This is a genomic window from uncultured Microbulbifer sp. (assembly GCF_947489355.1).
In the GTDB taxonomy this organism is placed as follows: domain Bacteria; phylum Pseudomonadota; class Gammaproteobacteria; order Pseudomonadales; family Cellvibrionaceae; genus Microbulbifer.
This window is the reverse complement of record NZ_CANLDD010000009.1, coordinates 28,034-41,837: the sequence shown is the minus strand read 5'-3', so window position 1 is coordinate 41,837 and position 13,804 is coordinate 28,034. Positions and strand designations below refer to the sequence as shown.

Below are 13,804 nucleotides of genomic sequence, written 5' to 3'. Positions count from 1 at the left end.
GCGGATGGTTTTTGTGACATAATGGATTCAGCAGGGTAAATTGTCGTTTATCAGTAAAAACGACGGGTTTGTCATAATTTGACTGACAGGCCCTGACAGCCAGCCAAAAATTGGCATTTACGCTTTGCGAGCAGGTTTCCCCAGCATGGCGAGATTGGTCAGTTCCCCCGCGCGCCGGCAAGCCCTGTTGCCACTGTTGCCGGTATTGGTAGCGGTCTTGGCGGAAACGGTAATCCGCCTGCACCGCGAAACACTACAAAACCACAGCTACTACTTCGGCGTTCACGATGTTTGGAGGCTCTATTGGTCGCCGGCACTGCAACTGCTGGTAGAGAGCCTGCCGCTGTTGATTGCGCAGTTTCTCATGCCGTCTTTATCTGGCTGGCGGCGTTACCTGTATTGGTTATTGGGATTTGTTGCCTATCCGGCTTGCAGCCTGGCGGTGCAGGAAAGGCTGCCGGGAAATGGGGAATTGATGCTGGGTGGACCGTTTTGGAGCTTGGCAGCGGGGCTGTCGCTGATGTATTGGTTGCACCAGGCCTACCAGCGAGCACCGGGCACCCGTGGCGGGCCATCCTGGTGGCGCAATCTGCTGTCGCTGGATGCGGCCCTGCTGCTGTGTCTTGGGGGTTGGGTCATGCTGATGAGCGGTATCTTTGTGTATAACCCTGACCCCATGCACAACCAGCCGTTGGAACCCAGATTCGATATTGGCCAGATGCTCAGGCAATGGCCGCTGAGTCTGTATTACCTGTGGCAATTTTTGCTGATGGCATTGGTGGTGTTTACCTACTATTGGGTCAATCGTTATTTGCTGGTCCGAAAGGTGTTGGCGGGCCAGGGTATCTATTTATTTTTGCTATGCAGTGCTGGCTGGTTGTTATTGTCTTATCCGCTGTTCGGCGCTCTGGTATTGCAATTGCCCTTGAATATTGCCGAACTGAGCCTGTTGCCCTCGGAAAACCATAACCCCTTCGATACCCTGAATCTGCTTGTGGCGACCATTATCTGGGCGGTCAGTTTGCCTTTGATTCTGGCCTTTGAACGCCAGCAAAGCGCCCGTGAACTGGCCGAACTCACCCGGGAACAGGCCCGGGCTGAGCTTAAAATGCTGCAACAGCAGGTTAACCCGCACTTTTTGTTCAATACCCTAAACAGTCTGTATGCCCTGTGCCTGGCACAATCGGCCCAGGCCGCGCCTATGGTGTTGAAACTGTCTGACCTGCTGCGTTATGTGGTTTACCAGGGGCAAAAACCCAGAGTGTCGCTGGAGGATGATTTGGTCTATTTGCAAAACTACCTGGAATTACAGCAGGTGCGGACAGGGCGTCGCTGCCGAATCGAAACGGATTTCCAGGTGCCTGATGGCAAGTGGCAGATTGCCCCTTTGCTGTTGATTATGCTGGTGGAAAATGCCTTTAAACACGGGGTAGCGGCCAGCCGGGATGAGTGCTATATCCGGCTCTCCCTGCGGATGCAAGACACTGAGCTGGTGTTTGAATGCAGTAACAGTCTGCCCGGGCAGACTGCCAACCAGGATTTGGGCGGCATAGGCCTGGCAAACCTGAAGCGCCGCCTGCAATTAAGTTACCCGCAGCGCTTTACCTTGCTAAGCGAAGCACAAGGGCAGCACTGGCACGCCCGTCTTAGGTTACAACTGTGAACACCCTGATCATTGACGATGAACCCCTGGCCCATGAAGTGCTGCTGCACCATAGTCGCGCCCACGCCGATATTGAAATAGTGGGGCAGTGTTATAACGCCGCTGAAGCCCTGGCTTTTCAGGCCAAACTGCCGGTGGATCTGATCCTGCTGGATATCCATATGCCGGTGCTGTCTGGCCTGGATATGCTGAAGGTACTGCTTGGCCGGCCACAGGTGGTCCTGTGCACTGCCTACCAGGAGTATGCGCTGGAAGGCTTTGAATTGGATGCGACCGACTATCTGCTGAAACCCGTCAGTGCCGAGCGCTTTGCCCAGGCGCTGGATAAGGTGCGACGCCGCGCTGGAGAAACGGCAATACCCGTGGAGCCGGTCGCGCCGAGCCATATTGTGATTCGGGTGGATAGGGCGTATCGCAAAATCGAACTGGACAAGGTGCAGTGCTTTGAAGCCTACGGCAATTACGTCAAGGTCTGGCTGGAGGATTCTTGCCTGCTTACCGCCGCCACCCTTAAATATTTTGCCGAAACCCTGCCCAGCGACCGGTTTATACAGGTGCATAAATCCTTTTTGGTGAATAAGGACAAGGTAGTTGCACAGGACAGGGAAAAAGTCAGGTTGGCGGGCGAAAAGCTGGTGAAGATTGGTAATGCTTTCCGGCGGAATCTTGTGGGACTATGGCAATAGTGTCTTGTTCTCCTGCAAACAGACGGCTCAAATCAACAGGGAAACCAGGTAGAGAGTGCCGCGATTCAATCTGGAGCGAGTTTATTCACCAAGTACACCGCTTTGTGTTGCGCATTTGGTGCCCGGTCTGCAATCTCTCAACCCTTGTGAACATAAGGGGCCCCTATTTTGGGCACTGTTGGCGATACAGTCGTCAGTATTGTGTTGCCGAGGGCTGGATAAGAGATAGCTATTTTTGAAAAACACAACCAGCATGGCACACAATCGTATACGCCTGGGCTGGCGGCTGTTGGAAACGAGTGGGCAGTGTTCGCTGATGCCACGATATTGACCTTTCTGAATACGGCTACCAGACACCGGGACAGGCCCGGTTAAGCGGATTGGTTTTTTGTTGGAGTGTTGTATGGATAGAGATACAGCCTGTAGCCAGAAGGCCAAACAGGACAAGCCATTGGCTGAAGCAATGTGTCAAATTGCCAAGGCAGAGACAGGGGTATTCTTTTTGTCGCAAAAAAGGACATTATGGTATTGAAAAACAATCTGTATATATTTACAGTATTCAGCTCTGTGGTCTGAACTGATGAATGTGCCGGTGTATTGCGTGATGGACACTCTATATAATCCAGGAAGCTCTGTATGAGAAGACTGAAAGCAAACCTACTATTGTTACTCTCGATACAATTTGGTTTCAGTGCATTTGCCAGCGATTTTAAAAGTAAGGAGCAGGTTATGTCAGCGTCAGGAGAATTTGAGATCCAACTGGACCCCCAAAAAGAGGATGCTGTCCCGGCAGGGAGGATGATTCTCTCAAAAAAATATACAGGTGGGCTTGTTGGTAACGGTGCCGGGCAAATGCTGAGCAAAAGAACGGATGGTGGTATTGCGGTATATACAGCCATTGAGGAATTTAATGGCAGTCTGGATGGACAGAATGGGTCCTTTACCCTTGTCCACAATGGGTATATGTCTGGAGAGACGCAACGATTAGAGATTAATATTCTTCAAGGCTCCGGGAAAGGCGCATTGAAAAATATCTCGGGTTCTATGCAAATAATTCGGGAAAAAGATCAGCATAATTATGTGCTCACCTATCAGTTGTAATGCATATGCTAGGATAACGATGGGCGTTTATTCTGAGTTTTCTCCCGGGAAATGGCAGTAAAGATAATAATGATTCTGGTAATCACCAGATCAAGTGAAACAATCAGGAGATATATCGATGTTTGACCATTTAAGCACGTACTCAACCGATTATGCGGCAACCAAGGAATTCTACGAAGGTGCCATGGCCTCTCTTGGCTATGCAATGCAAATGGAATTTGTAGCAGAGTGGAATGCAGAGTTCCCCATGCAAAGAATGTGTGCATTTGGCCCAGAGGGGAAGCCTGCCTTTTGGATTATTGAGGTGAAAGAAAACTACACGCCAAGACACATTGCTTTCTCGGCTGCCAATAGGGAGGCAGTAAATTTATTTTATCAGGCAGCCATTGAAAGTGGCGGCAAGGATAACGGTAAGCCCGGCTTACGCCCTACCTACCATGAACATTACTATGGCGCTTTCACGATAGACCCTGATGGTAACAATGTTGAGGCAGTGTGCCACCTACCTGAATAAATCGTTGAATTGGGGAAAAGACCCTGTAGTCTCCCCCTCCTCCAGGGGTAAAGCCGAGATGATTCATTCCAGGCCATACGTCTAAATTTGATCGGAAAATCCGCCAACACCATACAAATGGGCACAGAGAGCAGCGTTTTCTGATTCCAATATTGGAATCACTGTGTCCGAAGATCTCGTACAGTCGCCACCACAGCAGCACATTTTCTTCCATTGCGTTCCTATGCTTGATGTCGCCAAGGTCGAGGATTTGGCTATCCCTACAGCCGAATTCGTTCAGCAGTTTTTTGGTGAGAGATTTGACTGCTTCATCATTACTGCTGACAAATACAGTATGCATGTCTTCATTTGTTCACTCAGTGCGTCAGTATTTATAAAATTCTGAAAAATTACATAGAAGACAGAAATATAAAACGGAGGTATAAAAGTCTGACACCAGTCCATGCAATAAAAGTGAATAGTTCACTTCCAGTTAGACTTCACTGAAGTTCTAAAGTAAGCCAACACTAGTGGCGGCAACAAGGGTATTGGCCGTAGGAATGGTTACACTAATGACCCAGGCAGCATCGCACTGACTTCCGACTTGCTCGGACGCATCACCCGCCAGAGCGATCGCATCGCCGGGCACGGTTTAGCACCAGCCACCGTTAGGACAGCGAAGAGCGGGTGACTGAATTCCTGTATTCCACGATGGGTACCCGTCTATGCTGTTAGAGTTATTGCCGATAGGGGTCAGGACTACTATGCTGAGCACTATCTGATTTTGGCATAGAAATTGGTGAGCACATAATAGTAGATTTTTTTGGCATTTCGCCACAACATCGCAGATTTTCTTGAATTTGATGAACGAAGTGTCTTCGAATGAAAAATGCTATTCCGGTCATAAATAACCTCAGTGGCCAGTTCGGCTTCTGCACTTCAATGACTTCTGAAATTAAATGAGCTGGTTATGATTGAGCGTCTTTTCTTTGGTGTTGTTGGTGCGCTGCTGTCCTCCATAGGGTTGGCCACTGAAATTAGTAATGCTAAGTTGATGACGAGTTATTGGGTGGATGACAGCGAGGGTCTGGGTATTTCTGGTTTGAGCTTTTGTGACGGCAAACTACTCACTGTTTCCGATAAAAAATCAGATACAATTTATACCCTTGAGCTGGAAAATAAGCGTGCCAAGGTGGTGCCTTATCTAGAGATTTCTGGGCTCAGACCGCCAAAGAAAGACAAGCCCACAAATCTTTGGTACTTCTTCTTGGATTTAACACGGCTGCCTTCCGTAATGGACTTTGAAGGAATCAGCTGTAAAGATAACGCTATTTATATACTGAGCGAACGCTTCAACCGTATTGCCAAAGTAGACAAGCAGGGCAAAGCCCATTGGCTGGAAAAAAACTGGTCGATGGAGGCAAAAGCCCAGGGTTACCTGCGTGGGTTCAATCTCTCCAGCGAAGGAATAGTCAAAGTGAAGGATGATTTTTGGATAGCGTTAGAGAGAGAACCCCGTGGCTTGGTAAAGCTCAGCCCCAATGGGAGTGTCCGGATTTTTAAGTTGCCGCCTGTCGCGGGGCTTAAATTTCAAGGGGGCTCCGAAGATCTGACGGCCTTGGATTATTTTAACGGGGCCCTGTTTACCTTGGAGCGCAGCGCCCACGCCGTGTGCAAAAGAACTCTGCCCAGCCTGCAAGCGGAATGGTGCCTGGATTATCAGGCATTTGAGGAATCGCCGGAGCTAGGATATGAGGGGGCTCACACCGGTGGGATGGGCGATGGATTGGCTGTCGGCGAACAGGGTATTTTTATATTGTTCGACAACAACAATATCAGCCGTATCCAGGACCCCGACGATCGCCGTGCGCTCTTGTTGCAACTGGCCTTCCCTGAGAGTGTTCATTAGTGAGTTGAGTCCTTGGTGTTCCACATGGAAAGGTAACAGACTGGCTCACGAAGTTTTCCACCCATTCAAATCAGCCGAGAGTAAGTCCTGGCTAACAACACTCAACTACTGGCTTCTTCAATATACATAACGATTGGAGGCTATCGCGGCAATCCCAATCCATCCACTTTATCGAGGACGACGGCCTGTTTATCACAGGCTCGAAGGGGACAGGAGTGTAGTGAGTGCCATTTTTATGGCATAATTCAGGAGTATCTATTATTCAGCAATGCCCCATAACTAGGACTATCGGCCGCTCCTATTGGCAAGCACTATGCCTTTTTGTTTATAATTTGTACAGATGTCGCACATAATTCGTACAAATGTCGCAAGAATGTCGTAACTAATTAAGGCTGATCCACTGAAAATATAGGTTCAATTTTCAGAGGACAGAAAAATGGAAGTGAAAGTAAATACAAAGAAAATCATCAGCCTGAGAACTACGCGGGCATGGAGCCAACAGCAGCTGGCTGAAGTAGCATCAGTGAGCTTAAGAACCATACAGAGAATTGAGAAAAGTGGAAATGCTTCTCACGTCAAATCAATTTCTTCTGCATTTTCTGTTAAGCCTGATGATATCCTTGTTCAAGAGAAACAAAAGTTTTCCGTCACAAAGCGGGTTAAAAAATATCTCTCGGCAATGCTGGCATTTGGTAGTGCATCATTACTGTATGCGTCCCTCTCCGTAGCATCACCAATAATGCTCAAGGTGGATGCCAGTTCAAATAACGAACAGTTAGCATCTATTCACCTTCTGAATGAAGAGGGCGGTGAGAGCGAAATGCGTATTGATAATATGCTTAAATTTGAGGTTTCTGCTCAACAAACTCCAAAGAATCAAATTCGTTTAAAAACTAAAGTATATGAGTTCAAAGGGGCTATCGGCTTTGTGCACGTCTCAAGCCCGATTTTACTGACAGAATTTAATAAGTCCGCGGGTATTAAATTTACGACCTCAAATGGGATTCCCCTTGAAATCCAGGTCACTCCAGAGAACTAGGCCTAATCGGGTAAAGGCCGGTTTCTAGCCCGCCCTCCCTCATCTTCTGTGCAGTTACACTGGGTTGTTTACGCAACCCATGTGCTCGTGGCACATAGTCATCTGCGTAATGGGCAAACTACGGCTGACAGCCTGCTGGATCACGCGGTCGTGTACCGTGAGTATCCTCATAAGGTAGTAATGCCTCACTCTTTGTTGAATGTCCGGGCCAGCTGACATTATGTCCTCCCCAGTCAGAGTCTTCTCTTGCTGTCGCATTTAGCACTACAATTATCTTTCTTATACCCGCCCTCTGCGCGACCTCCTGTGCTTGCCCTCGTTGACCAGGTAGCTATAAAAACTCCGGATAATCCGGCTGTGAATTGTCCCCGAGAGTGTTGCCATATACAGGGTGGCCTTGATCTGCACACGACCTCCCTGGATTCGGCGCTTGCCCCTTAATATCCCTCTGTCGCACTTGAAGGGTGTAACCCGATCAAGGCAGCTAGTTCTTTAGGGTTGAGGTTTCCCGGCTCGGGAAGCCCTGTGATCAACGCAGGGGTCAGTAACTTGCCGGCACCTGGAAACCATTGTGCAGAGAGAACCATGGCCCAGTATGCGCTGACATTTAAACCGAACTACTTCGGAGGGCTGATCATCGGGAAAAGGTCAAAAGTCCTGTCTAATTGCCTGGCAGCGGCAATACAAAAAACCCCGCTGGAGGGCGGGGTCACAAGGGTTGTTGAAATCAGCTCTGCTTACTTAGCCGGTTCAAAAATGATTTTCAGCTTTTTCTTGCCCCAGGCACGGGCTTTCTTGATATCTTTTTCCATCCACACGTCGATGCGGTTTCTGAATCGCTTGTTCATACGGTCGCGCACAGTATAGGTACCCGGCAGTCCTTCAATCTTTACCTTGGCACCGTTGGTCAGGCCGTGTTTTTCCAGATCACGGGATACGGCGATCACTTTATCACCCGGGCGCAAGCGGTTGTTCCAGGCCGCTACCCAGGGGTCGCTGTCGGTCTGGCCGGGTACGGAATTGTAAGCGGTTGCGTCCACGACCATGGTTTTCTTGATCGCCGCCGATGCATTGACACTCATACCAATGGCGAGAAAAGCAGCCACAAAGAAGAAGGTATTACGCAGAGTCTGTTTCATCATGTCCCCTCCAGGAGTAAAATGATCACAAGCCAAAAGGTGCTTATGAAGTTTAAGTATCCTTAGGAATAATTGATCAATATTTAATCAACGCTGGTTATATTACAGGCGGTGGCAGACCGATCAACTTTTTCTGTAAAACCACAATAACCCGTATGAAATGGCTTTTTTTTTCTCAAAAATAATCTTAAATACCTTTTCTTCGTTTTTTTCCGCAACAAGTTTGCGCTGTATGCTTTTTGTGCAGTTGAGGTTGGCGCTGACCCGCTCGCCCTTGGTAAATGATTTCCGGCAGAGAAAAAAAAGATGACAGCGATGTCATCCTAAGAGAAGGGAGTCCCCCGTCTGGGATGGACTGCTCGGACACAGAGGAGAAAGTAAAAAATTTCTCCGTAATTATTTGTGACTGGCCATTCAAAGCTGCTGAATCACTGGGGAAATTGCCTGGCAGGACGGAGAAACCATGTAGTCACAGGCTAGCTGGTAAACTCACACTGCGTTCAGAGGGAGGTTTCCGTATGCTGCACAATTGGCTGGATCTGCCGGCGCAGTGCAGAAAGGTAGTTGCTATCCTCTTCCAGGTCGGGAAACCCGTACCGAAAATCCAATTGTACAGCCTTATCCAGCCAGGTGATGGCTTCCGGAAGGTTGCCCTGCCATTCACAGACCTGGCCCAGATTGAAATAGGTAATGGCGAGGTTGTGCCATTCCCCCTGTTCCACCAGTCCAGCCACAGCACCCTTATAGAGGAGGTAGGCTGTGTTCAGCAGGTGAGTGCGCTGGGTGGTTGTGAGTTCGCTGGCGGCCTGCTGATGATAGGTGTGCGCCAGGGCAGAGCGGACCCTGGCGGCCGAGTGCTGTAATTTGGCACCGGAATCCAGATAGTCGAGTACGGATTGAAACTGGGCGCGGGCCAGCAAATACAGGTCTGGACGTGATTCGGCGCCCAGGGCATTCAAAATGATGCCATAACGGTAGCGCAGGGGCTGCTGCCTGGATGGATATGGCGCTAGGGCAGCAATGGCTTTTTCATAGAGGGGCAGAGCGTCGTGGTAGTTGCCGCTGCGGGCGAGGGCTTCGGCCTTATTGACCCATGCCATGGGGTTCTGGATACCGTTCCTGCCAAGTGTCGCGTCTTTGCGCCAGGCGTTTTGCACTGTAAACATAACAAGAAGCAGTATCGCCATGCCGAGGAGCACGTAAAAAAAGATCGGTAAATTGGCTGGGCCTTTGTGCACTGGGACTTCCCGCGGGCTGCTTTGGGTGGACGATTCAGGGGCGCACTTTTGCCGGCCCCTTACGTCAGTTAATCCCTAATTTTTGAGTTGTGCCAGCAGTCCCTGCAGAGGGTGGCGCAGACTAACACCCGCAAAGCGGTTTGCCTGGCAGCGGCAGGAGTAGCCGGTGGCGAGTTGGTTGCCCTCACCGCGGCTGAGTTTGGTGGCCCAGGACTGCTGGAAGATCACGCGCGAGGTCTCCTTGTGTACAGCCTCGTGACCGTAGGTGCCGGCCATGCCGCAACAGCCAAGGTTTTCGGTTTGCAGCTCAAGGCCAAGAGCGGAGAATACTGTTTGCCAGTCTTTCAACGAGGCGGTGGCAATGGTCTGCTCCGTGCAGTGCGGCAGCAACTGAAAACTGCCGGGACGCACCCGTTCGCGTTGTTGTGTCAGGTGATCCTGCTGCTCAGCCAGCCACTCTTGCAGCAGCTGGACTTTTGGCGCCCGTTCACCGAGGAGTTTTTTGTATTCCGAACGGTAGGTGAGGGTCATGGAGGGGTCTATGCCTACCAGGGGAATGCCACGTGCCGCCAGATCGTTGAGCATTTCGCTGTTGCCCTGAGCCACCCGCTGGAACTGGCGCAGGAATCCGTATACATGTAGTGGCTTGCCGTTGGCCCGGTAGGGCGCCAACAGGGGTACGAAATCCAGATGCTTGAGCAGGCGCAGTATGTCCGATACCACTTTGGCGTCAAAATAACTGGTAAAGGCGTCCTGCACGATAATCACTGCGCGACTGCACTGGGTGGGGCCCAGGGCCTCCAGGCAGGCTTTGCTGGCGGTGGGCACACCCAGTTCCCGCACCCTGGCCTTCAGTGTTACCTGTGAGAGCCGCGGGCTGTCCACCATGCCGAAAGCGCTCTCCATCAGGGCGGTTACCGGCTTCAGCTGCAACGGCCAGTTATAGAGCTGCGGCAGCTTTGCCAATTGCGGCATCAAAAATTCCAACCCGGCCACGGCATAGTCCCTCAATGGGCGCAGGTAGCGGCTGTAATACAGCTCGAGGAACTTGCTGCGAAACTCCGGCACATCCACTTTGATAGGGCATTGACCCACACAGGATTTACATGCCAGGCAGCCCTGCATGGCTTCATTCACTTCGTGGTTGAAATCGTACTCGCCACGCATTTTGGCAAGGGAGTTCACGATGCGTTTGGGCAGGCCGACAAAAAAGGAGCGTTCCCGGTATTTGCGTGCGCTGGCTATCGCATTCACATCGTGCCCGCTCAACAGACGCAGCCATTCCCGCATGAGTGAGGCGCGCCCCTTGGGTGAGTGAATCCGGTTGCGTGTGGCTTTGTAGGAGGGACACATGGCGTCGTCGGGGTTCCAGTTGAAACAGGCGCCATTGCCGTTGCAGTGTACCCCTTCGCTGTAGCCCTCCCATACCTGGGCGGGAATCTGCCGGTCGTATTCACCGCGTATCGCCACCGCGTCAATTTTCAACAGGTTGGTGCTGTCGTCGGGCGTGGCAATTTTGCCGGGGTTTAGCTGGTTGCGCGGGTCGAATGCGGCTTTGATTTTTTGTAGCTCGGGGTAGAGTTCCCCAAAAAATTCCGGCGCATATTCAGACCTGACTCCCTTGCCGTGTTCACCCCACAACAACCCCTGGTATTTCTGCGTGAGGGCCACCACCCGATCAGTGATGGGGCGTATGTGTGCCGCCTGCTGCGGGTCTTTCATATCGATGGCTGGGCGCACGTGTAATACCCCTGCATCCACATGGCCGAACATGCCGTAATCAAGGCCCGCTTCATCCAGAATCGCACGAAATTCGGCAATAAAGTCCGCCAGCTGTTCCGGGGGTACCGCAGTATCTTCCACAAACGGAATCGGGCGCTTTTCCCCCGGGGCATTGCCCAGCAGACCCACTGCCCGTTTGCGCATGGCCCAGATGCGATTGACCTCTGCGTGGCCGCGGGCGATGGAGTAGCCGAAGCTCTTGCCCGGCTGACCGATCACTTCGCCTATTTGTGTGGTGAATCTTGTCAGTGCACTTTCCAATTCCTCTTCGGAATTCGCTGCGTACTCCACCAGGTTGATTCCTTTGACCGGCCTGTCCTCTGTGGGGAAAAACCCGCTCACGCTGTGCCACACGATATCCTCCATGGCCAGCTGCAGTACCTTGCTGTCCACCGTTTCGATAGACATGGGACCGGCGTCCATCAAGTGCTTGGCGTCGCGCAGGGCATCCCGGAAGTGGTCGTATTTCAGGTTCACCAGCGCTACGCACTCGGGAATCGGCAGCAGGTTGAGTTTTGCCTCTGCCACAAAGCCGAGGGTGCCCTCGGAACCGCACAGCACACTGTTGAGGTTAAAGCACCCGTTCTCGCGGATATGGGCCAGATCGTAGCCGGTGAGGCAGCGGTTCAGCTTGGGAAATTTCTGCTCGATCAAATCTGCCTTTTGTCGCGCGATTTCGTCGCAGGTTTTGTGCACTTTGGCCGAGCGCTTATCGCCACCGCTGATTTCCCGCAACCGCGCTTCGTCTATGGATGAGGATTGCCACAGTTCGCCGCCTATGAGCACGGTATGCAGTTCCAGCACGTGGTCGCGGGTCTTGCCGTAGACACAGGAGCCCTGGCCCGAGGCATCGGTATTGATCATACCGCCAATAGTGGCGCGGTTGCTGGTGGAGAGTTCCGGGGCAAAGAACAGGTCGTGGTGTTTGAGTGCGGCATTCAGCTGGTCCTTGACGACGCCCGCCTGTACGCGCACCCAGCGTTGCTCCACATTGATTTCCAGAATCTGGTTCATATGGCGGGAGATATCCACCACCAGTCCGTCGCTGAGGGACTGGCCATTGGTGCCGGTACCACCGCCTCTGGGGGAGAGTACCACGGAGTGGAAGTCCTCCCGGTCGGCCAGTCGCGCCAGTAACTGCAGGTCACGATTGTCGCGGGGGTATACCACTGCCTGGGGCAGTACTTGATAAATGGAGTTGTCTGTCGCAAGAACCATGCGGTTGGCATAACTGGGGGTGATGTCACCGCGAAACCCCGCGTCTGCCAGCGCCTGCAAAAACTGCAAATACAGCGCCTGAACCTCGTCAACTTCGCGCAATGCTGGAATCATGGGCTAATCCGTAGTTTCGGGTAGGTAGAGACCGCACAGATGACCGGTGGAAGCGGTGAAGTAAAGCCTCGCTGCCCAGCTGCCTGGTAAAAATGTGACCCCGCATTGTAGCTGTGATGTGGGTGGGCGCAAGCGCGGTGTAGCCGAAGCCCTGGTGCCAGAAAGCTGTACAAAAGTAGTCCTTGTATAACTAAACGCGGCAGGCTATAAAAAAGAAACAGGTATTTTCCGCGCCTTAAAACCATGCATATCCAGTTGTTGCCTCACAAGATCCCGGTGGGAATCAGCCGTTGCGCGGTGGGTGATCCGGTGCGTTACAACGGCAGTCACAAGCACAGTAAAGTCTGCACCGAATTATTGGGCCACTGTTTTGACCTGCGCGCCTATTGCCCGGAGGTGGCGATTGGCATGGGCGTGCCGCGACCACCCATCCACCTGATTGTGAGCGACCGCCTGCGGGCGGTAGGGCGGGAGGATTCCGCTATAGAGGTTACCGAGGCATTGGAGGCTTATGCGGACCAGATTGTGCCAGAAGTGGAAAACCTGCGCGGTTTTATTCTGATGCAGAGGTCCCCAAGTTGCGGTGTGCGCACCACACCGCATTACAAAGCGGATGGAAAGGGCATTCTGGCCCACGATTCAGGGCTGTTTGCTGCGCGTCTGCGTCATCATTTCCCGCACCTGCCCCTGGAGGAAGTGGGGCGCCTGAATGCCAGCGGCCTTCGTGAAAACTTCCTCACCCGTGTATTTGCCTACGATGCCTGGCACCGCTATGTGGCCCCCGATCTGCGTCCGGCGCGGGTGATCGAATTCTATACTGCCTACAAATATCTTCTGCTCGCACACAGCCAACCCCTGACCCGCGCGCTCGGCCAGTTTATCGCCAATGTCCGTGTGTTGGGACCGAAGCAATTTGCCTGTGAAGTGCGGGGGAAAATGATGGAAATTCTTGCGCACCAGGCCAGCCGCGAGGACCGAACCAATGCCCTGATGCACAGCCAGGGGCACTTGAAGGGATATTTAAACAGGGCAGAGCGGGCGGAGCTGGCACAACTTATTGAAGCATATCGCCAGGGGCATAAACCCCTGTCTGCGGTGCTCACCATGCTGCGCCACTATTTGCCGCGCAGCCCGCACCATTTTATTCACAGCCAGGTTCTGCTCGCCGCGGAGCCGGCCGAACTGGGTTTGTGCGAATTCCGCTGAAAGCCACTATGGTTGACACTGCAATTCCTAAAGCGGCCCACCTGCCACTTCGCGAAGTGGCTCACCACGCGGTTCACTCGGTGACATTACGGGACTGAAAGCGCTGCCAGGGCCTGCTGTCCCCGCCTCGTATTTGCAAAGGCTACTGGGCATATCCACAACACTTTTTCGCAAAGGGGTTACCGAATTCGACACAGAGGCTTGACAAACCCCTCT

12 protein-coding genes are annotated in these 13,804 nt (G+C 52.1%); 9 read left to right on the top strand and 3 right to left on the bottom strand.

The genetic code is table 11. The features are described 5' to 3' along the window. Positions 1-145 precede the first annotated feature (145 nt). The 8 genes from Q1A48_RS06210 (at position 146) to Q1A48_RS06175 (ending at position 6,891) form a co-directional block, all read left to right on the top strand. On the top strand, positions 146-1,663 hold the full coding sequence (locus tag Q1A48_RS06210) for a histidine kinase (RefSeq protein ID WP_299942502.1): 1,518 nt from the start codon (positions 146-148) through the stop codon (positions 1,661-1,663). After that, positions 1,660-2,349: a response regulator transcription factor gene (locus tag Q1A48_RS06205; RefSeq protein WP_299942500.1), complete on the top strand. Its 690-nt coding sequence runs from the start codon at positions 1,660-1,662 to the stop codon at positions 2,347-2,349. The genes Q1A48_RS06210 and Q1A48_RS06205 overlap by 4 nt, the downstream gene beginning before the upstream one ends. A gap of 403 nt (positions 2,350-2,752) precedes the next feature. After that, complete coding sequence (locus Q1A48_RS06200) at positions 2,753-2,881, top strand: hypothetical protein (protein ID WP_299942498.1); 129 nt, start codon at positions 2,753-2,755, stop codon at positions 2,879-2,881. 104 nt (positions 2,882-2,985) lie between these two features. Next, positions 2,986-3,450: a DUF3224 domain-containing protein gene (locus tag Q1A48_RS06195; protein ID WP_299942496.1), complete on the top strand. Its 465-nt coding sequence runs from the start codon at positions 2,986-2,988 to the stop codon at positions 3,448-3,450. A gap of 118 nt (positions 3,451-3,568) precedes the next feature. Then, positions 3,569-3,964 carry a VOC family protein gene (locus Q1A48_RS06190; RefSeq protein WP_299942495.1) on the top strand — a complete coding sequence of 132 codons (396 nt, stop codon included), beginning with the start codon at positions 3,569-3,571 and terminating at the stop codon, positions 3,962-3,964. 163 nt (positions 3,965-4,127) lie between these two features. Next, positions 4,128-4,349: a hypothetical protein gene (locus tag Q1A48_RS06185; RefSeq protein WP_299942494.1), complete on the top strand. Its 222-nt coding sequence runs from the start codon at positions 4,128-4,130 to the stop codon at positions 4,347-4,349. Between the two features lie 564 nt (positions 4,350-4,913). Then, positions 4,914-5,852, top strand: coding sequence for an esterase-like activity of phytase family protein (locus Q1A48_RS06180; RefSeq protein ID WP_299942493.1), 939 nt, complete (start codon positions 4,914-4,916; stop codon positions 5,850-5,852). 436 nt (positions 5,853-6,288) lie between these two features. Beyond that, complete coding sequence (locus Q1A48_RS06175) at positions 6,289-6,891, top strand: helix-turn-helix transcriptional regulator (RefSeq protein WP_299942491.1); 603 nt, start codon at positions 6,289-6,291, stop codon at positions 6,889-6,891. 737 nt (positions 6,892-7,628) lie between these two features. Here Q1A48_RS06175 and Q1A48_RS06170 read toward each other — a convergent pair. From Q1A48_RS06170 to Q1A48_RS06160, 3 genes are all read right to left on the bottom strand, one after another. Next, a complete protein-coding gene (locus Q1A48_RS06170; protein ID WP_299942490.1) occupies positions 7,629-8,033 on the bottom strand; it encodes a hypothetical protein in 405 nt (134 codons plus the stop codon). A gap of 497 nt (positions 8,034-8,530) precedes the next feature. Beyond that, a complete protein-coding gene (locus tag Q1A48_RS06165; RefSeq protein ID WP_299942489.1) occupies positions 8,531-9,268 on the bottom strand; it encodes a tetratricopeptide repeat protein in 738 nt (245 codons plus the stop codon). 75 nt (positions 9,269-9,343) lie between these two features. Then, a complete protein-coding gene (locus Q1A48_RS06160; RefSeq protein WP_299942488.1) occupies positions 9,344-12,382 on the bottom strand; it encodes an FAD-binding and (Fe-S)-binding domain-containing protein in 3,039 nt (1,012 codons plus the stop codon). A 258-nt stretch (positions 12,383-12,640) separates the two neighbouring features. On the opposite strand from Q1A48_RS06160, the gene Q1A48_RS06155 reads away from it, so the two are divergent. Further along, positions 12,641-13,588, top strand: a complete 948-nt coding sequence (locus tag Q1A48_RS06155; protein ID WP_299942487.1) for a DUF523 and DUF1722 domain-containing protein — start codon at positions 12,641-12,643, stop codon at positions 13,586-13,588. The last annotated feature ends 216 nt before the right edge of the window (positions 13,589-13,804 follow it).

Bases quoted from the DNA above. Each gene is read 5' to 3' on its own strand.
- Q1A48_RS06210 (WP_299942502.1), top strand. From the start codon at position 146: ATGGCGAGATTGGTCAGTTCCCCCGCGCGCCGGCAAGCCCTGTTGCCA.
- Q1A48_RS06200 (WP_299942498.1), top strand. From the start codon at position 2,753: ATGGATAGAGATACAGCCTGTAGCCAGAAGGCCAAACAGGACAAGCCA.
- Q1A48_RS06195 (WP_299942496.1), top strand. From the start codon at position 2,986: ATGAGAAGACTGAAAGCAAACCTACTATTGTTACTCTCGATACAATTT.
- Q1A48_RS06190 (WP_299942495.1), top strand. From the start codon at position 3,569: ATGTTTGACCATTTAAGCACGTACTCAACCGATTATGCGGCAACCAAG.
- Q1A48_RS06180 (WP_299942493.1), top strand. From the start codon at position 4,914: ATGATTGAGCGTCTTTTCTTTGGTGTTGTTGGTGCGCTGCTGTCCTCC.
- Q1A48_RS06175 (WP_299942491.1), top strand. From the start codon at position 6,289: ATGGAAGTGAAAGTAAATACAAAGAAAATCATCAGCCTGAGAACTACG.
- Q1A48_RS06170 (WP_299942490.1), bottom strand. From the start codon at position 8,033: ATGATGAAACAGACTCTGCGTAATACCTTCTTCTTTGTGGCTGCTTTT.
- Q1A48_RS06160 (WP_299942488.1), bottom strand. From the start codon at position 12,382: ATGATTCCAGCATTGCGCGAAGTTGACGAGGTTCAGGCGCTGTATTTG.